Source organism: Paraburkholderia gardini, assembly GCF_907164575.1.
Classification (GTDB): Bacteria; Pseudomonadota; Gammaproteobacteria; order Burkholderiales; family Burkholderiaceae; genus Paraburkholderia; species Paraburkholderia gardini.
Genome location: NZ_CAJQYY010000005.1, coordinates 95,227 through 118,084 on the forward strand (window position 1 = coordinate 95,227; position 22,858 = coordinate 118,084).

19 protein-coding genes are annotated in these 22,858 nt (G+C 63.1%); 7 read left to right on the forward strand and 12 right to left on the reverse strand.

Features of this window, described 5'->3' with window-relative positions:
- Positions 1 to 42: 42 nt before the first annotated feature.
- Positions 43 to 915 carry a DUF1223 domain-containing protein gene (locus tag LPA34_RS05810; RefSeq protein ID WP_411178819.1) on the reverse strand — a complete coding sequence of 291 codons (873 nt, stop codon included), beginning with the start codon at positions 913 to 915 and terminating at the stop codon, positions 43 to 45.
- Between the two features lie 605 nt (positions 916 to 1,520).
- Between LPA34_RS05810 and thiC the strand changes: the two genes are divergently transcribed.
- The 4 genes from thiC (at position 1,521) to LPA34_RS05830 (ending at position 6,135) form a co-directional block, all read left to right on the forward strand.
- Positions 1,521 to 3,452, forward strand: coding sequence for a phosphomethylpyrimidine synthase ThiC (gene thiC, locus LPA34_RS05815; RefSeq protein WP_228975896.1), 1,932 nt, complete (start codon positions 1,521 to 1,523; stop codon positions 3,450 to 3,452).
- Between the two features lie 184 nt (positions 3,453 to 3,636).
- Positions 3,637 to 3,849, forward strand: coding sequence for a glycine zipper 2TM domain-containing protein (locus LPA34_RS05820; protein ID WP_228975898.1), 213 nt, complete (start codon positions 3,637 to 3,639; stop codon positions 3,847 to 3,849).
- 310 nt (positions 3,850 to 4,159) lie between these two features.
- Complete coding sequence (locus tag LPA34_RS05825; RefSeq protein WP_228975900.1) at positions 4,160 to 4,615, forward strand: hypothetical protein; 456 nt, start codon at positions 4,160 to 4,162, stop codon at positions 4,613 to 4,615.
- A gap of 590 nt (positions 4,616 to 5,205) precedes the next feature.
- On the forward strand, positions 5,206 to 6,135 hold the full coding sequence (locus tag LPA34_RS05830; protein WP_228975903.1) for a DMT family transporter: 930 nt from the start codon (positions 5,206 to 5,208) through the stop codon (positions 6,133 to 6,135).
- A gap of 219 nt (positions 6,136 to 6,354) precedes the next feature.
- Here the strand turns inward: LPA34_RS05830 and bamC are convergent, their stop codons facing one another.
- Positions 6,355 to 7,581, reverse strand: coding sequence for an outer membrane protein assembly factor BamC (gene bamC / locus LPA34_RS05835; protein ID WP_228975904.1), 1,227 nt, complete (start codon positions 7,579 to 7,581; stop codon positions 6,355 to 6,357).
- A 389-nt stretch (positions 7,582 to 7,970) separates the two neighbouring features.
- On the opposite strand from bamC, the gene LPA34_RS05840 reads away from it, so the two are divergent.
- Positions 7,971 to 8,435 carry a DUF2844 domain-containing protein gene (locus LPA34_RS05840; RefSeq protein ID WP_228975906.1) on the forward strand — a complete coding sequence of 155 codons (465 nt, stop codon included), beginning with the start codon at positions 7,971 to 7,973 and terminating at the stop codon, positions 8,433 to 8,435.
- Between the two features lie 13 nt (positions 8,436 to 8,448).
- Positions 8,449 to 9,705: a DUF3443 domain-containing protein gene (locus LPA34_RS05845; protein WP_228975908.1), complete on the forward strand. Its 1,257-nt coding sequence runs from the start codon at positions 8,449 to 8,451 to the stop codon at positions 9,703 to 9,705.
- Between the two features lie 72 nt (positions 9,706 to 9,777).
- Here the strand turns inward: LPA34_RS05845 and LPA34_RS05850 are convergent, their stop codons facing one another.
- Complete coding sequence (locus tag LPA34_RS05850) at positions 9,778 to 10,866, reverse strand: OmpA family protein (protein ID WP_228975910.1); 1,089 nt, start codon at positions 10,864 to 10,866, stop codon at positions 9,778 to 9,780.
- A gap of 82 nt (positions 10,867 to 10,948) precedes the next feature.
- A complete protein-coding gene (locus LPA34_RS05855) occupies positions 10,949 to 14,953 on the reverse strand; it encodes an ESPR-type extended signal peptide-containing protein (RefSeq protein WP_228975912.1) in 4,005 nt (1,334 codons plus the stop codon).
- A 408-nt stretch (positions 14,954 to 15,361) separates the two neighbouring features.
- On the opposite strand from LPA34_RS05855, the gene LPA34_RS05860 reads away from it, so the two are divergent.
- Complete coding sequence (locus tag LPA34_RS05860) at positions 15,362 to 17,245, forward strand: glycosyl transferase family 1 (RefSeq protein ID WP_228975914.1); 1,884 nt, start codon at positions 15,362 to 15,364, stop codon at positions 17,243 to 17,245.
- Here the strand turns inward: LPA34_RS05860 and LPA34_RS05865 are convergent.
- The 8 genes from LPA34_RS05865 to LPA34_RS05900 all read right to left on the reverse strand — a co-directional run bounded on the left by LPA34_RS05865 (position 17,240) and on the right by LPA34_RS05900 (position 22,759).
- Entirely contained in the window at positions 17,240 to 17,428 is a 189-nt protein-coding gene (locus LPA34_RS05865) for a hypothetical protein (protein WP_228975921.1), read from the reverse strand. The two genes, LPA34_RS05860 and LPA34_RS05865, sit on opposite strands and share 6 nt — an antisense overlap.
- A gap of 121 nt (positions 17,429 to 17,549) precedes the next feature.
- A complete protein-coding gene (locus tag LPA34_RS05870; protein WP_228975923.1) occupies positions 17,550 to 17,957 on the reverse strand; it encodes a hypothetical protein in 408 nt (135 codons plus the stop codon).
- Between the two features lie 143 nt (positions 17,958 to 18,100).
- Positions 18,101 to 18,469, reverse strand: a complete 369-nt coding sequence (locus tag LPA34_RS05875; protein WP_228975925.1) for a response regulator — start codon at positions 18,467 to 18,469, stop codon at positions 18,101 to 18,103.
- 322 nt (positions 18,470 to 18,791) lie between these two features.
- Positions 18,792 to 19,106 carry a hypothetical protein gene (locus LPA34_RS05880; RefSeq protein ID WP_228975927.1) on the reverse strand — a complete coding sequence of 105 codons (315 nt, stop codon included), beginning with the start codon at positions 19,104 to 19,106 and terminating at the stop codon, positions 18,792 to 18,794.
- 129 nt (positions 19,107 to 19,235) lie between these two features.
- Positions 19,236 to 20,003, reverse strand: coding sequence for an amino acid ABC transporter ATP-binding protein (locus LPA34_RS05885; protein WP_228975929.1), 768 nt, complete (start codon positions 20,001 to 20,003; stop codon positions 19,236 to 19,238).
- The gene (locus LPA34_RS05890) at positions 20,000 to 20,680 is read right to left on the reverse strand and encodes an amino acid ABC transporter permease (protein ID WP_228975931.1); all 681 of its coding nucleotides are present in this window, start codon (positions 20,678 to 20,680) and stop codon (positions 20,000 to 20,002) included. Before LPA34_RS05890 ends, LPA34_RS05885 begins: the two co-directional genes overlap by 4 nt.
- A 50-nt stretch (positions 20,681 to 20,730) precedes the next feature.
- Positions 20,731 to 21,507 carry an amino acid ABC transporter substrate-binding protein gene (locus LPA34_RS05895; protein ID WP_228975934.1) on the reverse strand — a complete coding sequence of 259 codons (777 nt, stop codon included), beginning with the start codon at positions 21,505 to 21,507 and terminating at the stop codon, positions 20,731 to 20,733.
- A gap of 319 nt (positions 21,508 to 21,826) precedes the next feature.
- A complete protein-coding gene (locus LPA34_RS05900) occupies positions 21,827 to 22,759 on the reverse strand; it encodes a LysR family transcriptional regulator (protein WP_228975935.1) in 933 nt (310 codons plus the stop codon).
- Positions 22,760 to 22,858: the final 99 nt, after the last annotated feature.

A 22,858-nucleotide genomic window follows, 5' to 3' on the forward strand; every position in this document is an offset into this window, starting at 1 on the left:
TTTCCGTGAATCAGTGGATCGGTGGATCCGTAAAGCGACGGTTCAGTGACAGGCGCCGAGATCGGCCACCTGAAGCACATCGCCAGTCGCGGCATTCTCAACGAACGCAACCACACCGAATTTATTCCCTGACGTGGACGTATTTGTGCCGGCGTCGGTACCGGCATCGCGATCGAATGCGCTCAACGCGACATCCTGATGAATCCGCGCGTGACCGGCGACGAGCGGCACCGGCCCGATCCATTGCCGCACGACCCGCTCGTGATGCAGCGTCGCGCCGCTGTTTTCGCCGGCGCGCACCTGCGAACTCAGGTTGTTTTCATAGACCGCCACGTAAGCGTTCAACCTGTCGTTGCCGGTTGCGCGCGCGGTAAAGGTGGCGTCGACATCGAGCGCGGCTGCCGCACCCGTGGCCAGCGGGGCGAGGGCGATCGCGACATCGGCCTGGGCGGGACTTGCCGTCACGTCCTGCACGCGCGATTCGAAGCTGGAACGCTGCGACCAGCTGCGCAGTTCGCGCCCGGAGACGAATACTTCCGGCGTGTAGATCGTGTGACCGCCCGCGCGATCGGTCAGGCTTTGCTGACGCTCGGTGAATCGATGCTGCGAAAAACGGTCCGTCCAGCCGAGGCTGTTCCAGTAATCGACGTGCAGCGCGAGCGGCACAACACTTTCCGGCACGCCGCCGCCCTTCCACTGGCTCAGCCAGCGGTCCGCGGGCGGACAGCTGTTGCAACCCTCGCTGCTGTACAGCTCGACGAGCGCGACGCGATGCGCCGGGCTGCGCGCGGTGCACATCGCGGTAGCGGCCTGCGCGACACCGCTCGTCGCCAGTGCGAGCGTCAGCACGAAAGCACGCACCACGTGCGCGCAACGTGCCGGTTCGCGCGATGTCGACGATCGGGTTGAAAGCATTTGCATGGCAGGCTCCGTCTGGAAATCTGCACGTTTGTCGTTGCGCATCCGCTGTTATGACAGCGCGGGCGAATTTTTTTTGCGGGTATGGCAGCACCGCTGCCGTAAAAGTAAAAGGACGATCGTTACGGGGAGCGACTCATGCCTTTATTGGTGCGCGGCGAGCCCCGAAGATTACGAAATGGTTACCGCCAGACGTGTGTCCGGCAACAACGCAAGTCGAAAGAAAGCCACAAGGTCAGACGAAATGCCGGCATGAATCACGCGCCGCTGGCCGCGGCGATTTTTTCGAGACGGGTTGCCATGCGCCCAAAACCCGGTGTATTGTGTGCGCTGCTAACGCGGGGGTCCTGCGTGGCGCATCGAACGATGGTCGGTGTGCTTCGTGGGTGAGAAATACCCTTTGAACCTGATCTGGATAATGCCAGCGCAGGGAAGCGTACGGATTTCGCCGCCTCACCTGCTTCACGCCACAACGAAATCCGACTCCTTCCGTCTCGTCTCCCGCCTGGCTTCCCCATAGTGCTTTGCATGGGGCCGAAGTAAGCGCTAAAGCGCCAACTCCGGCCGACACGCGAACTCTGGTCGACACACAGGAGATATGCATGAACGCCAATCCGAAGTTTCTTTCCGCCGACGCTCACGTCGATGCTGCTGCTGTCGCCCCCCTGCCGAACTCCCGCAAGGTCTACGTCACCGGTTCGCAGCCGGATATCCGCGTGCCGATGCGCGAAATCACGCAGTCCGACACCTCGGACAGCTTCGGCGGTGAAAAGAATCCGCCGGTCTATGTCTACGACACGTCGGGTCCGTACACCGATCCGGACGCGCAGATCGACATTCGCGCGGGTCTGCCCGCGCTGCGTCAGCGCTGGATCGAAGCGCGCGGCGACACCGAAGCGCTCCCCGGCCTGACGAGCGACTTCGGCCGCGAACGTGCCGCCGATTCCGCCACGGCAGACCTGCGCTTCCAGGGCCTGCATCGCACGCCGCGTCGCGCGATAGCCGGCAAGAACGTGTCGCAGATGCATTACGCGCGGCAAGGCATCGTCACGCCGGAAATGGAATACATCGCGATTCGCGAGAACCAGCGCCGCGCCGAATATCTGGAAAGCCTGCGTACGAGCGGTCCGAACGGCGAAAAGCTCGCCGCGATGATGGGCCGCCAGCATCCGGGCCAGGCGTTCGGCGCGAGCGCGTTCGGCCCCGATGCGCTGAAGGAAATCACGCCGGAATTCGTGCGCGAGGAAGTGGCGCGCGGCCGCGCGATCATCCCGAACAACATCAATCACCCGGAAAGCGAACCGATGATCATCGGCCGCAATTTCCTCGTGAAGGTGAATGCGAACATCGGCAACTCGGCGGTCACGTCGTCGATTGGCGAGGAAGTCGACAAGATGACGTGGGCGATCCGCTGGGGCGGCGACACGGTGATGGATCTCTCCACCGGCAAGCACATTCATGAAACACGTGAATGGATCATCCGCAATTCGCCGGTGCCGATCGGCACGGTGCCGATCTATCAGGCGCTCGAAAAGGTCAATGGCCGTGCGGAAGACCTGACGTGGGAAATCTTCCGCGACACGCTGATCGAACAGGCCGAACAGGGCGTCGACTACTTCACGATTCACGCGGGCGTGCGTCTGCAATACGTGCCGCTCACCGCGAAGCGCATGACCGGCATCGTGTCGCGCGGCGGCTCGATCATGGCGAAGTGGTGCCTCGCGCATCACAAGGAAAGCTTCCTGTACGAGCACTTCGAGGACATCTGCGAAATCATGAAGGCGTACGACGTGGCCTTCTCGCTCGGCGACGGCCTGCGCCCCGGCTCGATCTACGACGCGAACGACGAAGCGCAGCTGGGCGAACTGAAGACGCTCGGCGAACTCACGCAGATCGCGTGGAAGCACGACGTGCAGACAATGATCGAAGGCCCCGGCCACGTGCCGATGCAGCTGATCAAGGAGAACATGGACCTGCAGCTGGAATGGTGCGACGAAGCGCCTTTCTACACGCTCGGGCCGCTCACGACCGACATCGCGCCGGGCTACGACCACATCACGTCGGGCATCGGCGCCGCGATGATCGGCTGGTTCGGCACGGCGATGCTGTGCTATGTGACGCCGAAGGAACACCTGGGCTTGCCGAACAAGGACGACGTGAAGACCGGCATCATCACGTACAAGCTCGCCGCGCACGCCGCCGATCTTGCGAAGGGTCATCCGGGCGCGCAGGTGCGTGACAACGCGCTGTCGAAGGCACGCTTCGAATTCCGCTGGGAAGACCAGTTCAATCTCGGCCTCGACCCGGACAAGGCACGCGAATTCCACGACGAAACCCTGCCGAAGGACTCCGCGAAGGTCGCGCATTTCTGCTCGATGTGCGGGCCGCACTTCTGCTCGATGAAGATCACGCAGGACGTGCGCGAATACGCGGCGCAACAAGGCATCAGCGACGACGAAGCCTTGAAGAAGGGAATGGAAGTGAAGTCGATCGAGTTCCTGAAGAAAGGCGCTGAGATTTATCAACGGCAGTAATTCACGGCGATGGCCATAACTGCCGCAAACACGCGATGCCGCGCGTGAACGGCAGGCAAGGAAGCCCGCTTCGGCGGGCTTCATCTTTTGTGCGTGCCGTGTAGCAGCGGGCTTCGCCCCCATCGGATGGGCAGGAACGCGGGATGCTTCTTCTTTCATCATCCAGACAGGAAGAGGTGTCACCATGAAAGCGATTCAGCGAGTGAGCGCGATTGCGGCCCTGGTCACGGTGGTCGCGAGTCTGTCGGCCTGCGACGGCATGAGTCCGCGTACACGGGACACGGCAATCGGCGCGGGCGTGGGTGGCGCGGCGGGCGCCGCGATCGGCGGCAGCACGCTGTCGACGCTCGGCGGTGCCGCCGTCGGCGGTGTAATCGGGAATCAGGTCGGCAAGTAAGCGATGGAATGACGCTTTGTGTGAGCTGAGCTTGTGCGCGCTGCCGTTGGGGCGCGGCTCATGTGGCTCGAAATCCACGTGCGACGGTCGCGCACGAACAGCGCGCCGGTTTGCGTCGCTTGACTGCCACGGGCAAGGTGACCCTGAAATATGCGGTAACCGCTTCCTAACCCCATATGGCCGACGTCGGCGTAAGCTCGAGGAAGCGCATCGCCCGGCGAGGCGACGCAATGGACGCGGCCACGCATGGGAATGATGTGCTGGCCGCGCGCGGTGTGGCCACGTAGCGTGACCAGTCAGGGAGTGCGTCATGAAGCCCGTCTCCATCATCCTTCGTTCAGCCGGGGCCGCCCTGTTGCTGGCGCTGTCCGGCTGTTACTACCCGTACGGTTATTACCCATACGGTTATTATCCGTACGGCTACAACGCCGTCCCTGCCGCCGCGACCCAACAGGAAATGCCCGCCGGCCAGCAGACTGACCAGAACGGCGTCTACACGCAGGCGGTGCCGCCGACGCAGTCGACGCAGCAAAACACCGCATCGACCGGCTACGTGCCCCCCGCCGTGCCGGCCTACTACCCCGCATACCCTGCATACCCGGCTTACCCCGCGTATTACGGCTATCCCGCCTGGTATGGGCCTTCGGTCGCGATCGGCTTCGGATTCTGGGGCGGCGGATGCTGTTATCACGGCGGCTACTATCACGGCGGCGGGTATCACCACGGCGGAGGCGGCTACTACCACGGCGGAGGACACGGTCACTAGGACCGTATCGTCGCGGTTCGGAACGTAGTCATCCTGCGTGATGGAAGAGCGTGTCCGTTGCCATGCCAACGCATCGAATCAGATCGCTTTCTTTCGTTTTGCCTTCAAATCCTCCTCGCCGGTAGTTTCCCCTCTTAACGGCGCGGGGCAGGGCTCTATGCTGCGACTGGTTTGCGAACTGTCTGTTTAATTAGCGAAACAACGTGTGTAGTCCGACGATGTCGCTTCGGTCCGTCCTGTCTCAAGCGGCGCGACGATCAGATTTTTTATAGCGCGTCGATTCCTGTAACAACGAAGGAGTCTTCTCACTGTTCTGCTCGGGGTTCTCGTCTGGCTGCAGCAGAACGTGCTGACGGGGATGATTCCACATTGATTTTGCATTAGCCGGGCGTGTCCCGCCGTGCATGGCGGGGGGCGGATCCGGATCGTCGTGGCGCCGCCTGCGTGCGGGGCGGCGTCACGATAACGAGAGGTGTCCGCGCAGGCGGTGCGCGCGTGCTTGCTGTTTCACTCCAGCCTGAAGTATTCCCCAGGACGCCGGTGCTACCATGCCTGCGAGTCGCGACCCAACTGCGCGCGACGCTCCTTCGATGACCCTCAAAAATCTCGTCCAGCTACTCATCCTCGCGGCCCTGTGGGGCGCATCGTTCCTGTTTATTCGCGTCGGGGTGAGCGACTTTGGCGTCGCGCCGCTGATGGCGCTGCGCGTCGGCATCGGCGCGCTGTTTCTCTTCGCCGTGCTGCTCGCGCGACGTCCCGCGCGCGAAGCGTTCGGCACACTTCGCAGCCGCGCGTGGCCACTCGTCGTCGTGGGCCTTCTGAACTCGGCGGCGCCGTTCTGCCTCTTCGCTTATGCGGAGCTGACGCTCTCCGCCGGGGTGACGTCGGTCATCAACGCGACGACGCCGCTGTGGGGCGCGCTCGTCGGGTTCCTGTGGCTCAAGGACCGGCTCAGCGCACTGCGCAGCCTCGGCATGGTGATCGGCTTTCTCGGTGTGCTGATGCTCGTGTGGGAGCAGATCGCCGCACCGCAAGGCGCAGGCGTCACGCCCGCGACCACCGCGCTCGCCGCTGCAGCCGCGCTCGGCGCGACGCTGCTGTATGGCATCGCGGCGAATTACACGAAGCGGCATCTGATGGGCGTCGACTCGCTTACCGTCGCCGCCGGCACGATGATGGGCGCGACGATCCTCCTGCTACCGGTCGCCATCGCCACGTGGCCCGTCACGCCGGTCTCCGTGCATGCCTGGGGCGCCGTGATCGCGCTGGGTGTCGCGTGCACCGGCGTCGCGTACATGCTGTTCTTCCACCTGATCGCGGTGGCCGGGCCCGCTCGTGCAATCACCGTCACGTTCGTGATTCCGATCTTCGGCATCCTGTGGGGCGCACTCTTTCTCGGCGAGCAGGTTTCGTCCGCCATGGTCGAAGGATGCGCGGTGATTCTCGTCGGGACGGCGCTGGCAACGGGTGTGATCAAACGCATCCCAGGTTTCGGCGCACGCAGCCGCGAGGCCGGCTAGAGAGTCATCCGCCCTGCCCGCGAGAACCGGAAATTGCCCGCCGCCGGGGAGGCTGGCGGGCAAAACCACTGCCACCGGGTGAGCGAGGTTCGGCGCGCGGGCGCACAGGCCATCAACGGGCGAAACGCTACTTCTTCTGGTTCCGGGCGCAAAAAACCCGCCTGCGGGCCAGCCAGGCGGGTTTGATGTCACACGTCGCTTGAGAACCGCGGCTCAGGCTCAGTGCAGCTGATCGACCACCAGTGCCATGATCTGCCTGGCCGGTGCGGACGAATCGATTTCACCCTTTTCGTCGACGACTGCCACGCGCGTCTGGTTCGGCGTCACCGCACGGACATTCACGCGATACTGCTTTGCGACCTTCTCTTTCTTGCCGTGGAACACCTGGCTCCAGAAGCCCTGCTCAGCCGAGGACATGTCTTTCGGATCCACGTAACGCACGAAGTACAGGCCCTTCGTACGGTCGCGGTCGTCCACCGTGAAGTTGCTGCGATCGAGCGCCAGGCCCACGCGCAGCCAGGCGCGATCGTACGGCTCGCCGAGCGTGAGTTCCGTGGACGTGTACTGACTGCCGCCCGCATCGCGCTCGTCCGGCGTCGGGGTTTGCGCGGCAAGCGCGACGTTCTGCGCCGCCGTGGCGGCCGCGGCCGATTTCGCGGCCGAAGCGCCAGTTGCCGCAGCAGGCGCGGTTTGCGCCCCTGCCGGCGACGCCGCGGCAGACTGCGAGCCGGTCTGGCTGCGCGAGTCGGCCACCGCCAGCGAGGCCATCAGGCGTTTCAGGTATTCGGTCTCGAGGGCGGGATCATTGGGCTTCGCCTGCCATTGGCTCGAGTCGTTGTTCGGACCGGTCAGCGCTTCACGCATGCCCTTCTGGCTCACGAACACGTAAGTGCCGCCATTCGGCGCCGGTTCGAGACGCGTGCGATATTTATTGCGTTCCGACGTCACATACGAGGTGCCCATCGCCTTCGACAGCGTATTGCGGATCAAGCCATCGTTGATCTGCGCGTGCGTTTCGTTCCAGTCGGTTTCCATCACGCCCTTGTCGCGCTGGTCGACGACCAGCAGGAAACCCTGTTCCTGCCAGAAACGGCGGATTTGCGGCCATGCCTGATCGGGTGACCTGTTATCGATCACGAGCCAGCTTTCGGTGCCGTCGCGCTGGATGTGCATGTTCGCGACCGCCGGCACCACTGCGTTCGTGACGGGCGCCGTTTCCTGGACCTGTTTCAGCGTGGACAGCGATGTTTCGCCGCCCTGCGGCGGCAGGGACCGCTGATCGGCCGTTTCTTCGATCATGTTCGGCGGCACGGCCAGCGACACTTCCTTCGATTTCGAATCGCTCTTGTAATCGACTTGAGTGGGCGACGGCGCGCTGCAGCCGGCGACGAGCCCGCCTGCCACCAGCAATGCTGCGAACCGCGGGGTAAGACGACGATCAGTCATGTTCAGGGAATCCTTCCGCTACGCCACGGCAAGTTTCCGTGGATCAACCCGTGATTTTACCGGTCCCGCGCCCGGAAGTGCAAAAACCCGCATTTGGGCGTAAACGGGGGCGACGAATCGCCTCAAATCCAGGGCCCACCGAACCGGGCACAAACGTCTTCCGACACGCCCAAAAATTAACAGTTGGCAATCATTCCGGACGCAATCGGGACTGCACCCAAAATCGTCCTAGATTCCTATTTTGTAAGATATTTTCCGACATCCTCCACCGAAAATTCCGAGACCGATCGAGATTCTTCTCAAAGGACTTCAGATTAATCAGGAAAACCAGGTGTTATCTTGAAATGAACGTTTCAACACCACCTGAAAAGACTCTCCCGGATACATCAATGAGCAAGGTCATTCCGTTTTACGCCGTGTGGGCCGCCGTGCTGGCCGGTGCAATGAGCGCGCCCGGTGCGTGCCGCGCGGAACTGGGCCGCATGGCTGCGCGCCCCCCTGCTGCGGGCACGGCCATCGTGCATTCGCTGAAAAGCGGCTCGTTCCAGGTACGAACGACAACCGACGACGGCGGCACAACGATCAGCGAATACACGACGCCCGCCGGACAGGTCTTCGCCTATACCTGGCAAGGCCCGACGATGCCCGACCTGAAGACACTCCTCGGCAGCTTCTACGATTCGTGGCGCGACGGCGCCGCGTCCGCTCAGGCCCGCGCGAGCACCCTTCACGCGACACGCATTGCGCAACCTGATGTCGTCGTCGAATCGGGTGGCCAGATGCGCAGTTACGTGGGACGCGCCTGGCTGCCCGGCGCACTCCCCGCTGGCGTCTCCGCCGACGACCTGCGCTAAAGGGGCCGACGCAATGGCGAAAAGACTGTTTCTGCCCTGCGTGTTACTGCTTTGCGCTGCAATCGCCGGTTGCGGCGGCGGAGGTACGGGAGAAACGACCAGTGAGGGCGCGGGCGCGCCCGCCTCCGCGACACCCCCCACCGGGACTCCGGTTGCTGCGAGCACGCCAGTCAATCCTCCCGTGCAGCAATCGACGGTTCCCAACCAGCAGCCCGTCACCGTAAGTGCGACGCCCGGACTCACGCGCAACATGCTGATGACGAGCGTCACAGTATGCGAACCGGGCACGGATCACTGCGCGACCATCGACAATATTCAGGTCGACACGGGGTCGCAGGGGTTACGCCTGCTCGCCTCCGCGTTACCGGCGGACCTGACCTTGCCCGCCCTGCCCTCGGCGACCGGCACAGTCGGCCAGTGTGCGGTGTTCGGTACCGGCTACACATGGGGCGCGGTGCGCAGCGCCGACGTGCGCATGGCCGGCGAAATCGCCGCGGCCTTGCCCGTCCACATCATTGCTGACGCGTCCGTGCCGACCGTGCCCGCCGATTGCGGAAGCGCCGGGCTCGCACTGATGACAACGGGCGCGCTTCACGGCAACGGTATTCTGGGCATCGGACTCTTTGCCGCGGATTGCGGCGCAAGTTGCGCCCGCGCCGCGCTACCGCGCTGGTACTACGCCTGTGGGTCCGACGGCACCTGCACATCCACCGCGCAACCCGTCGCATCGCAGGTGACCAATCCTGTCAGCCGTTTTGCATTTGACAACAACGGTGTCGTCATCGACCTGCCGGCTGTTCCTGACACCGGCTCTCCGTCCGTAGCCGGCTCCCTGATTTTCGGCATCGGGACGCAGGCAAACAACAGCCTGGATGGCGTGACGGTTCTCAAGGCGAATTCGGGTACCGGTTACGTCACCACGACCGTCGACGGAAAGCCGTACACGCAGAGCTTCTTCGATAGCGGTTCTAACGGACTCTTCTTCACCAGTTCGACATTACAGGTCTGCGGACTCTGGTACTGCCCGACATCGACGCAAACGTCAGTCGCCACGATCAAGGGAACCGACAGCGCGACGAACACCCAGTCGTTCCCGGTCGGCAACGCCCAGACGTTGTTCGCGACGTCAAACTTCGCGTTCAACAACCTCGCCGGTACCGCAGGGAATGTGTTCGACTGGGGTCTGCCGTTTTTCTTCGGACGCAAGGTCTTCACGGCCATCGATTCCCGTGCGACACCCGCCGGCCCCGGTCCGTACTACGCGTTTTAGCCTGGCCATGTGCGGTGATTGATCGGCGCGGAGCGCGAATCAATCACCGCACGTGGCTTCTTGTCGCCCGAATTACTGCGAGGGCGTTACGGTCTTTTGCCCAACGAACCGGATATCCACGCGCCGGTCGGGTGCCAGACACTCGATCAAGGCTTTCCGGTTGCGCGTTGTACATGCTGTGCCTGGGTCTGCCTTGCCGAAACCTTGTGCGTCAACCGGAATCGTCACACCCTTGCTGATCAGGTATTGCTTGACCGAGTTCGCACGTTCTTGCGACAGCCTGAGGTTGTAAAGGGAAGTGCCGAGCCGGTCCGTATAGCCCGACACGGTCATGCGGTCGGTAAACCCGCTACCTCGCAGCCGGTTCGCAATATCATCGAGTTGAGCGCGCCCTTGTGGCGTGATGGCCGGTACATCGCCCCGGTCGAATGCAAAGAGCGCGTCCGAAGAGAGCGACATGACCTTCGGCAGCGGCGGCGCAGGCACCGCACAACTCGACAGCGCCTGCTCGCTGGCCCGGACCTGATCCTGAAGCGCGTCGGTACGCTGCTTCGCCTTGTCGAACGCACGCGTCCAGGCTTCATGGCCTGCGTACATGAGTTCGACTTCGGAGCACGCGACCAGCTTGCGTGCCTGCGGACACCAGGCAAATCGTGGATCGACCCGAATCTTCGCCAGTTGCTCCCACAGGTCTGGGCGCACTTTTGTCACCGTCCGAAGCGCGGGGTTCGCCTGTGCTTCGGACTGCGCCGCCGCTTGAGCCGTGGATGACGTAGCGCTATCCGCGGCGTCCAGACTTACGGTGAGTCGCGCGGCCTCGCCGATAGCCTCTTCGACGAAGCCCCAGTCGTCGTGCGCAGCAAACGCTTCCTTGCCTGCGTTGATCCAGCACTGCGCTTTTGCGCCCGCATAGCTGTCTTTACGCGGGCCAGCAGCATCGAGCCGGCCCTGCAGGGTGTCCAGCACATCGCCACGGTGTTTGATCTGCGTGTAGACGTCGGTCCATTGCTTCGTGGCCGCGCCCGACGAGATGTCTTGAGGCGTACCGAAACCTCGCTGCAACACAGTTGGGTTCTGAATGTTCAGTTGATCGCGCGAAGCTGTGCCCGCGCAACCGGTAAGCGCGGCAGCCATAGCTGCCGCGAGAATCGAGTGTTTCATAACTTTCCTTCGGAACGGGCGACGATCAATCGATGTATCGCGCCACCCGCTCCCTCACACAGTGCCGGACGCCCGGATTCCATCAATCGCCAAGAACGATGCCGATGCCGGCACGCACGATCGTGCTGGTGCTGCCCGAGGACGCGACACCCGCGTTGAAATTGATCGTGCCTTTCTCGTTCCAGCGCGACACGCCAAGACCCAGCGCGGCCTGTCCGCGATAGCCCGCCACGCCCGCGTTCAGCGTCGTGCGGCCCGGCAGGTACGGCGTGACGATCTGCAACGCAGAAGCCGCGGCAATCCCCTTGCGCGTACTGCGGTCGAGATCCTGGATCGACTGGCTGGTCTGGCCGAGCGCGGCGTTCAACTGGTTGACGTTCACCGCATCCGTGCCCTGCGTGCCAGGCGCCACGTTCGTGATCTGCCGCTCGGCACCGACGCTGCCCACCGAAACCGAATTGGCCCGATCGGCCACCGAGCCGGCGCCCAGCGCGACCGCTCCATCGGCGCTCGCCGAGCTACCCCAGCCAAGCGCCGTCGCGTTCGTGGCTCGCACACTGGCGCCCGACCCGACCACGGTCGCGCCGTTTCCTGTGGCATTGGCGTTCGCGCCAAACGCGACCGCATCGGTGCCGTTCGCTACCGCGTTCGCGCCCAGAGCAGCCGCGTGTGTACCGCTTGCCAGTGCCGGTTCGTTGTCGCGGTCGCCGTTCACACTCAGGAACGGACTGCCGCCGCTCGCGATGTCGTTCGAGATTTTCCCCAGCGCGTCGTTCAACTGCCCGACGTTCACCGCGTCGGAATCGAGTGTGCCGGTCCCGACGTTATGCAGAACCGTGCCATTCGCGGCGCCGTTTCCAAACGTGACGCTGGCGTAGTCAGTCACACCGTCCTGGCTGTCGTAGGTGACGGCTGTCTTTGTGTTGCCATTGCCATCGATGACGCCTGCCTGCTTCAGCTGCGCGACGTTGACCGCGTCCGTATCCGCCGTACCGGCGGCGACGTTGGTGATCTGCCGTTCGTGCCCGACCGAGCCGACCGATACGGAATTGGCCCGGTCCGTCGTCGAATTCGCCCCGAGCGCCACCGAGTTATCGAAACTCGCCCGTGCATTGCCCCCGATTGCCACGGCATCGGCGCCCGACGCGACCGAATCGTCGCCCGTCGAATTGACGTGCACATACTTCACGCTGACGCCGGAGTTCGTGATGTTGTTCAGGATCTGCGTGAGATTCGTGATCGAATTCGTGTTGGTCGTCACGCGCCCGTCAATGTTCGTCACCACGTCGCCGATACTGTGGTACGTGTCGCCATCGATGATGTACGTGGGCTGCGTAATCGAGCCGTCCGGATTGACAGCGGTGCCCCCGCCAAGCGCATCGGCGACCGTGCTGGCCAGGTTGTACATCTGGCCACCGTTCGTGGCATCGGTACTGTTGGCCACCACCTGACCCGACGCGACGTTACCCAGATGTACGGGTGTCGTGGAATCCGAGCCACCCAGCGTAATGCCCGTGTGATCCGGATCGTCGTACATCACCGCGTCGGCGACGCTGCCCGCGACCACCGATTTCAGCTGGCTCACATTGACGGCATCGGTATCTGCCGCACCCGCTGCAACGTTCGTCACACGACGCTCATTGCCAGCCGACCCGACCGACACTTCACCGACGGGCACAGCACCCGCCACCGTGCCCGAGCCAGGCCGATACGCTGCCTGGGTAAGATCGGCTGTAGTCGTGGCGTTGGCGCCCAGCGCAACGGAATTATCCGCACTCGCCTGCGCGTTGCCGCCGATTGCGATCGACTCGTCTCCGCTCGCCACGGCATCCGCCAATGTGGAGCGTGTCTGGAAGTACTTGATGCCCACGCCGTTCTGGATATTGTTGACCACGTTCATCACGTTGGTCACATCGCCGTCGATGTGCGTGATCGCGTCACCCACGCTCTGATAGGTGTCGCCACCCACCGTATACGTTGGTGGCGAGATGGCGCCGTCGGGCGTGACAGCCGAGCCGCCACCCATCGCACTCGCGACGCTGTTAGCCAGGTTGTACAGCTGCCCGCCATTAACCGCGTCTCCGCTGTTTTCCGCGACCGCGCCCGTCTTGAGGTTCGAGATGCCAACCGGGGCAGCAGAATCCGCGCCGCCCAGCGTGATGTGCCCTTTCGACGTGTCGTCGTACGTGACAAACGCATTCGTGACGTTGCCGTCGCCGTCGGTGTTGATGCCGGCCTGCCGCAACTGCCACATGTTGACGGCATCCGTATCCGCCGTACCGGCTGCGACGTTGGCCAGCTGACGTTCGTTGCCCGCCGCGCCAATGGAAACCGTGTTCGCACGATCAGCGATTGCATTGGCACCGAGCGCGACCGCGTTGTCGGCCGTGGCGCGCGCGTTGCCGCCGATCGCAGCCGACTCCACACCCTCGGCGCTCGAATCATCGAGTGTCGAGTTCACGTGCATGTACTTGATGCCCGCGCCGTTCTCGATGTTGTTGACCACGTTGGTGACGTTCGTCACCGCGCCGTCGACATGCGTGATCGCATCGCCAATGTTCGTGTAGGTGTCGCCCCCGATGTTGTACGTCGGGCCTGTCATCGAGCCATCCGGGTTGACGCTCGCGCCGCCCCCGATCGCGTCAGCAACACTGCTCGCCAGACCGTAGAACTGCCCACCGTTGATCGCATCCTGACTACTTTCGGCGACAGCGCCCGCCTTGAGGTTCGAAATGCCAACCGGGGCAGCGGAATCCGCGCCGCCCAGCGTGATGTGCCCTTTCGACGTGTCGTCATACGTGACAAACGCGTTCGTGACGTTACCATCGCCGTCGGTGTTGATGCCGGCCTGCCGCAACTGCCACATGTTGACGGCATCCGTATCCGCCGTACCGGCCGCGACGTTGGCCAGCTGACGTTCGTTGCCCGCCGCGCCAATGGAAACCGTGTTCGCGCGGTCTGCGACTGCATTGGCACCGAGCGCGACCGCGTTGTCGGCCGTGGCGCGCGCGTTGCCGCCGATCGCAGCCGAGTCCACACCCTCGGCGCTCGAATCATCGAGTGTCGAGTTCACGTGCACGTACTTGATGCCCGCGCCGTTCTCGATGTTGTTGACAATGTTCGACACGTTCGTTACCGCACCATCTACATGCGTGATCGCGTCGCCAACGTTTGTGTACGTCTCACCGCCCACTGTGTAGGCGGGCGGCGTCATCGAACCGTCCGGATTCAGTGCCGCGCCACCGCCCATCGCGTTGATCACCCCCTTCAACTGCGTGACGTTCACCGCATCGTTGTCCTGGGTGCCGCCCGCCACGTTGACGATCTGCCGCTGTGTCGTGCTGTTGCCCACCGAGACGGTGAACTCGCGATCAGCAACCGACGCACTACCCAGTGCCACGGTATCGCTCACGTTTGCCGCGGCATTCGCCCCAAGCGCCATCGAACGGTCCGCTTCGATGGCCGTGATCGCGTTCGTGCCGATAGCAGCGGAATCCTCACCGCGCGCGGTGGTCAACCCGCCCAGTGCCAATGTATTTGCGCCGTACGTTTTCGCGAAGTGACCGATCGATACCGAGTTTTCCGCGTCCGAACCAGTCGTGGCGCTACTTCCGATCGCGGTCGCGTTCAGGGCGAGCGCCCCCGCCGTTGCACCGACCGCCGTCGAACCGTCGTAGGCCGCGAACGACCCGGCGCCGATCGCCGTTGAGTTTTCGCCGATGGCCGACGATACCGGGCCAATGGCCATTGCGTTCGTCGCATCGCTGGCGTGCGTCGCGTTGCCCTGTGTCACGTTCGGGCTCACGGCGATATAGATCGTCGGGTCAGGCGCGGCGGTAAGCACAGGGGTCTGTGTAGTCGCGACCGACCCGGCAAGCAAGGTAGCGAGCATGGTCTGCATCTGTCTGGCGTCTTCCGCTTCAACAGCGCCGGCTGAGGGCGCAAGCGTCATCGCGCCAAGACCAGCCATGGCCACGGCCACGCCGGCCCGCCGTGAAGCCTTACTCCGTCTTGCCGTAGCGAGTTCCGACACAGCGACCCACGTGTTCGTGACGTCGTTCCAGACGACGCGGTGCGATTTATTCATTTGATACCTTAAGACGAGTAGTGACTGCCCGGACGACAGCCGGTGTCAACGCGGCTTCTTCGACCTGAAAAGCCACATAGAATCAACACGTCATTCGCAATCCGAATTAACAGAAACAGAACAAGAACCAGGCCGCGCACACGATCGCCATGCGCCCGCCGCCGGCCCGCCCGCGATCCGCAAAAGCATGACGTGCCCGAAAGTGCCACACCGACGCGCAGGACAGAATTCCCCTACACGTACGACAATCGAATCCTACAAATCGGGTCATCTATCAGATACAAGAAAACTCCCAAATTCCTGGAATCGACGCACAGGCGGTCCGGTTTCTGCGAGAATGCAGCGGATGTCGATGGGTATCCGACCACGCCGTTTAGTTAGTCATACAGATTTATCATGTGGATGAACATGCCTCAGAACCTGTGCCTCGACCTGCTCGAGCAGCGCGTGCATACCGGCGAGACCGGCCATGCGCTCGACCAGTTCATCGCGATCCTCGCCCATCTGCGCGCAAGGCACGGCGAACTGGGCGACGATTTCAGCGCATCGTCGATGACGGGGCTGACTGCAGCCGGGCAGCATGAGCGCTTTCTCACCCGTCTTGCGGGCGCGGCGGGTTCGCTACTGGCGAATCCCGGCTGCATCCCCACGCCGTTGCAATACGCGGCGTTACTGGGCTTGCATCCGTGGATCGGTGCGATCTTCGCGGCAACGGCACTGGGGAATGCGGACCACGTCGCGCGCTATCTGGACGGGCGCGGTGCGCAAGACGCCACCACCCCGCGCCAGGGCCCGGCCCGCTCGAAGCGCTGGCTGCTCTACTCGAACGAGTCGGATCTGGCGCTCGATCTCGACGCGCTCTGGGTCAGGAACAGCGCACTCGCCGCGGGACTCGCGCTCGCCCTGCTCTCACCCGAATTCCAGGGCTCGCCTGCCGCGCACGCCAAACGCGAGGCGCTGCTCGCCTGGTTGCCCGGCAAGCTCGCACAGATCGACGACCTCGACGCGCTGCCAACGGACATCCTGCACAACGTCTATATGTATTGCAGCTACGCGGATTCACCGGCACGGCACGCAATAAAAAAGGACGTCAACGTGCTGGTCCGGCGCAAGCTCGCGCGGCTGGGCCTCGCGGACCTCGACCCTGGGTCGGGACGGCCATCCGGGCGCGGCCGTCGAAAGCCGCTGATGATCGTTGTCGTGGAATGGTTTTCGGGCGGCCACTCGATCTACCGCACCCATTCGCGTGCAATCGAAGCGGCACGGCAGCATTTCGAGGTTGTCGGTTTCGGTTTCGGGTATGCCGTCGATGCTGCGGGGCGCGCGATATTCGACCGGTTCATCGAACTGGAGGAGCCCGACTATATCGGCGAGTGCCTGGGCACGATCCGCGAATTCGCAAAAGCCCGCGAGGCGCAGGTGCTGTACATGCCGAGCGTCGGCATGTTCGTGCTGACGGTGTTCCTGTCGAATCTGCGTGTCGCGCCGTTGCAGGTAGCGGGACTCGGCCATCCGGCCACCACGCACTCCGCGCAGATCGATTATGTGAGCGTCGAGGAAGACTACGTCGGCGACCCGGCATGCTTTAGCGAAACGCTGCTGACGCTTCCTGTCGACGGGCAGCCCTATCGTCCGTCAGCCGCGCTTCCGGAAATTGTCCCGCGCGTGCCGGCACGGCGCGGCGTCGTGAAAATTATCGTCACGGCGAGCGCCATGAAGATCAATCCACGTTTTCTCGAAGCCTGCGCGCGGATTCAAAAGCGCGCAGGCGTGCCCGTGCAGTTTCATTTCATGACAGGCACACGCAACGGACTGCAGCACGCGCACATGCGCACAGTCATCGCACGCGTTCTGCCGGGCGCGCATGTTCACGGCTTTCACGATTACCCGGCCTATCTCGCGCGCGTGAACGACGCCGACATGTTTATCAGCCCGTTCCCGTTCGGCAATACAAACGGCATCGTCGATGCGCTCACGGTCGGCCTGCCGGGCGTCTGCAAGACCGGGCCCGAGGTGTTCGAGCATATCGACGGCGCGATGTTCACGCGTGCGGGCATGCCTTCGTGGACCATAGCCGGAACGGTGGATGCGTATATCGAAGCCGCTGCCCGGCTGGCGACGGACCACGGCGAGCGCGAGACGCTGCGCCAGCGGCTGATCGACGGGAAAGCGGTTGAGCGCTTCTTCGCGGGAAATGCGGCGCAATTTGGTGAACGGCTGGCCCGGTGCGTACGGTCGGCGCGGCACAGGCATCCGGCGAATGCCCAGCCGGCGATGCCCGCCGTACTATGAACCGCGCGCCAGCACCTTTTCGAGCGCCATCGAGCGGGCCGCTTCTTCGGCTTCGTCCGCCGTGTCGAACACGCTTCCGGAGATGTGAACCTGGTGCCACTCGGGCCGGTCGGCCGCGTCGCGAAAAATGCGGAACCGCGCGCAGAAGCCACGTGGATTGACGGGCACAACGTCGATGTCCACCGACGCGCCTTCTATCTGATGTCTGACAAAGCCGTCCATCATGGTCCTCCCGGTCGGCGGTGGTTCAATCGTAGCACTGTGAACCAGGCCCCGCCGTGCCACACGTATTCACAGGGAGATTTTATTCCGACGCTTCGTCGTCGGGATTCGCGAGATCGGCTGGAGCGAGCCAGCGAAACGCTGTCAGATCCGGTCCGGAGAATATGCACTCCGCAGCCGTGGCGGTGTAGACCTTCTTTTTCTTGCCGGTTGCAACAACCGCCGGCGTGCCCGAAGCGGCGACGACGCCCGAAGCCGCCACCCCGGACGCCGCTTTGGGCGGCGCCTCGAACTGACCTTCCACGACGACCCGCTCACCGCGAATGGCCGCGCCGGTATGCGAAACCGTCAGCTTCTGCGGATACTTTTCGGCGAGTTTCTCACGCGTCATCTGCTCGCACGCGTCCGAATTCCTGTAGACGGCCGTACATCCTGCCGAGAGCATCACAGCAGTCATCGCACAGGCGAGAGATAGAGTCCGAATCTTCATTGATTTTCCGTTGTTCAGGCCGCCGGCAATTGTATCGCACGGGCGCCCCCACGCATGCCCCGCATCGGCCGCCATGCGCCGGAATTCACCGGCTGCGGGAAAACGCAAAACGAATGCCCCGGCCTCGATGAATCGTCGACGAATCAACCCTTCGCTGGCTGCGGGGGTACGAGTTCGCCGACGCGTTCGAGAAGACGATGCATCGAAACGGGCTTGCGGTAGAAGACGGTCCACGGCGCGGCACTGATACCCGGCGGCGAGGAGGCCGAGACCATCATCACCGGAATCGACGCCAGCGCCGGCTGACGCTTCATCTGGAAGCACAGTTGGACGCCGTCCATGAGCGGCATGTTCCAGTCCGTGATCACGACGTCCGGGCGCTCGCGCTGCACCGAAAGCAACGCCTCGGCGCCGTTATCGGCGGTCAGCACCCGATGCCCTTCGTGCTCCAGAACGCGCTTGAGCGCTTCTATGTCGTGGACGTTGTCGTCAGCCAGTAAAACAGTGCACATGGAACTCCCGACGCGTTGACGCGTGTTCTTTCATAACGCTGTCGTCAGCAACGACTGTTCCCGCGGGAGTGATTTAATCATCCGGCATCGGCTGCGCGATTGCCGTGCCGCCACAGGCAACGGTTCACCGCGGCCAGGCGTTTGCAGGGCCCATTTTGCCTTTAACCTGAAAGCATCCGGAGTGGCGTCGATCTGACTGGTTTGTGTCACAAGATACACATCCGGCGCGGCCGCTGGCGCGCGCCCTGACCTTCAAAAAACGCGTCGACGTCCGCGCCCGCCTGCGTGGATATGAACCGCGCTTCGTCGCTACATCACTACGTCACTGCCCCGCCGGCTGCACGTAAGTGCGCACACCCGCGAGCGGTGAACCGTAGCCACCGGCCTGCGTATTGTTCGGCAAACCGTTGACGAGTTGCGCGCGCGGATCGGTCGGATTCAGGTTCATCTCACCGGCCTGCTGGTTTCCGTGCGACGGATATTCGCTGCCCAGCGGCGCCTTCGGCATGAGCTTCGGATTGTTGACCGGCAGACTCAGATCGTCGGGCACGGAAAGTCCCTGTGCAACAACCGGTCCTGTCGCCGCGCACAGCGCGACGAAAACGACAGATGACAACAGCCGGGATGATCGCGACATGCTCGACTCCTTCGATATCGTGGATCGACTCATCCAGTGTAGACGATGGAAATCGCGTGCGCGGCCGCCGGCAGGCGGAACGTCGCGACCGTCTCGTTCACCTGCTGCCTCCGCGCTTCGAAGCCGGGATCAGTCGTCCCAGCTGTCCGGCAGCTTTTGCGTGAGTGTGGACACGAAGCTGGCGGTTTCCGGCCGCCCCGGGCGCGTGAAGATGTCGCGCGCCGGACCCGATTCGACCACCGCGCCGTCGGTCAGGAACACGACGTCGCGCGCGATCGATGCGGCAAGCCGCAGGTCGTGCGTCGCCATCAGCATCGTCATGCCTTCCTTCGCAAGCTGGCGCAGCACGTCGACGACTTCCGCGGCGAGCCCTGGATCGAGCGCCGAGGTCGGCTCGTCGCACAGCAGCACGTCCGGCGAAGGCGCCAGCGCCCGCGCAATCGCGACGCGCTGCTGCTGGCCGCCGGAGAGCGTCGAAGGCCACGCGTCCGATTTGTGGGCGATGCCGACTTTCGTCAGCAGTTCGTGCGCCCGCGTGCGTGCGCGCGCGACGTCCCACTTCTGCACGGTGATGAGCCCTTCCATCACGTTTTCGATGACCGTGCGATGCGGAAACAGCTGGAAATTCTGGAACACCATGCCGGTACGCCGACGGATCGCGAGCACCGCGTCGCGCGAGGGTTTTTCCGTGCGGCTGAATTCGAGCCGCTGGTCGCCGAGTTCGAGCGTGCCGGCTTCGGGAATCTCCAGCAGGTTCACACAGCGCAGGAGTGTGCTCTTGCCGCTGCCGGACGGACCGATCAGCGCCGTGACGTTGCCCTGGGCGAGCGAAAGATCGACCGCGTTCAACACCCGGTGATCGCCAAAGTACTTTTCGATTTTCTGCAGCTTGATCATCCGTTACCACCCGTGAAAAGCGCGTGGCGCCCGAAGCGTCGTTCGAGCCTGACCTGCGCCGACGACAGCACCGAACTGAACACCAGATAGATCAACGCCGCTTCCGAGTACAGAATGAGCGGCTCATACGTGACCGACGCGATGCGCTGCGCAGCCTGGAAAATTTCCGGCACGGTCAGCACGGCGGCTAGCGACGTGTCTTTCACGAGCGCGATGAACGAGTTCGACAGCGGCGGCAGTGCCACGCGCGCCGCCTGCGGCAGGATCGCGCGACGCAGCGCCTGGCCGCGCGTCATCCCCATCGAATAGGCGGCTTCCCACTGCCCTTTCGGGATCGATTCGATGACGCCGCGGATCACCTCGGAATTGTAGGCGCCGACGTTCAGCGAAAAACCGATGATGGCCGCCGTCAACGGATCGAGCACGATCCCGACATTCGGCAGCCCGTAGAAGATCACGAACAGTTGCACGAGCAACGGCGAACCGCGAATCAGCCAGACGTAGAACCGCACGATGGCGACGGCCCAGCCGGGTCCGAAAAGCCGGATCAGCGCGACGGCGAACGCCAGCGCCAGACCCAGCACGAAGGAAATCAGGGTGAGCGGCACGGTAAACACCAGCCCCGCGTACAGCAGGGGCCAGAGCGACCCACCCATCAAATGCAGCCATGCCGGCATGATTCAGGCCCGCTTCCCAGGGTTCTCAGGATTCTCAGGATTCTCGGGCATTACTTCGATACGTCCTTGCCGAAGTACTTGATCGAGATCTTGTCGTAGGTTCCGTCGGCCTTCATGTCGGCGAGTGCCTTGTTGATGGCGGCCTGCAGTTCCGGACTACCCTTGCGGATCAGGACGCCCGACTGGTCGCTGTCGGTATTGTCCAGCGCGACGATCTTCACCTTCGCGTCTGGCTTGTGCTTCTTGAAGTCGAGGTACGACAGCGAGTCGTTCACCGTCGCATCGACGCGGCCCGACGTCAGCAGATCGACCGATTCGTTGAAGCCCTGCACGGCGACCACATCCGCGCCATGCGCGAGCGCGATCTTGCCGAAGTTGCTGGTCAGCGTATTCGCCGATTTCTTGCCCTTCAGGTCGTCGAACGTCTTGATGGTGGTGTTATCCGAGCGCACGATCAGCGCCGCATGCGACGTGATGTACGGGCTCGAGAAATCGTATTTCGCCTTGCGCGCATCGGTGATCGACACTTCGTTGATGACGGCATCGTAACGGTTCGCGTCGAGGCCGGCGATCAGGCCGTCCCACTTGCCTTCGATGAATTCCGCCTTCACGCCGAGCCGCTGCGCGATCGCGCGGCCGATCTCGACGTCGAAGCCCGTCAGCTGGTTCGATGCGTCATGGAACGTGAACGGTGCGTACGTGCCTTCCGTACCGATCTTGAAGACACCGGCCGACTTGATCTGCGCGAGTTCGTCGGCAGCGAACGCCGACGTTGCGACAACTGCCTGCAGCAGGCCGATCAGCAGAATGGAACGAATCGATTTCATCAAATAGTCCTCTTGGTGTTGTGTGTCCAGCCTGAACGTGCATTGCGTGTTGGCGATGCTACCGGTCCGAAGTGCGCAGCGGACTGTAGCAAACGGGCCTTATTTCCACAAAGCATTTCGAAGGAGATCAATATTTCTTCTGGTTATAAAGCGATCGCGGTGCATTGAGACCCTAAATTGTGCCAGCGTCTTGCTTTTCGCGGTGAAACGTATCACGAAACAAAAATTGTGGAAGCCCGAAGCGTCGGGATGATTCATGCCGGAATACAAACCGGGCCCGCCCCGGTTTCGATCTGGCCACAGCACCGCTGCCGGACGGCTAGCGTGCGGGTTCGCCCTGCGCTGCATCCTCAACGGGCGCGACGTCGTAAAAGGCCATCGCGTAGTCGACGAAGGCACGCACCTTGGCGGGCATGAACTTGCGGTTGCTGTATGCCAGCCGCAACTCGATGTCGCTGTCGACCAGTTCGTAGTTTTCCAGCAAAGGCACGAGCCGGCCGTCGCGCAGTTCGTCTTCGACCAGCGAGCGCGGCAACGCGCCAAGCCCGAATCCGTGCAGCACCATCTCCTTGCGCAACGTCGCGTTGTTCGTCGATATCTCGACGTTCAGATCGACCGACGTCTCTTCATCGCCGCGCCGGAAACGCAGCGGCAAACCCTGGATCGACGGCGACAGCGCGACGAATTCGTGCCGCGCGAGATCGTCCGGTGTGTCGGGGCGCGGGTGCGTCTTCAGATAGTCGGGCGATGTCACCACGACCATCGCGATGCGCGTCAGCGGGCGCGTGATCATCTGGTCGGTCGTCAGCATGAACGGCAGCAGAATGCCGAGATCGTAGCCCTCTTCGATCAGATCGACGGGCCGCTCGCTCAGCGTGAGATCGAGATGCACCGTCGGATATTGCTTCTTGAATCCGGCTATCAGCGGCACGAGCAGATTCACGGTGACTGTCGTGTGCGCCACGACTCTCAGCACGCCCGTCGGCTCGCTGACGCCGTGGCGCGCCTGCGCTTCCAGCACGTCGAGTTCCGCGAGGAGGCGCGAACAGCCCTTGAAAAACTGTTCGGCGACTTCGGTTGTGGAGATATGCCGCGTCGAACGATGAAAGAGGCGTACACCCATGCGGGATTCGAGTTCGCTCACCGAGCGCGAAATAGCGGGCGTCGAAAGACCGTGGACCTGCGCCGCACGCGTGAAACTGCGAACTTCGACCACGGTGCAGAAGACACGCAGCGATTCGAGATGATCCATGAACGTCCTTTTGCGCGTCGCACGTGCAGTTGATCGCGCTGCAGCCGGAACGCGCGAAACGTGACGACGCCCCGATGCGTGAAGGCGTGCAGGAATATT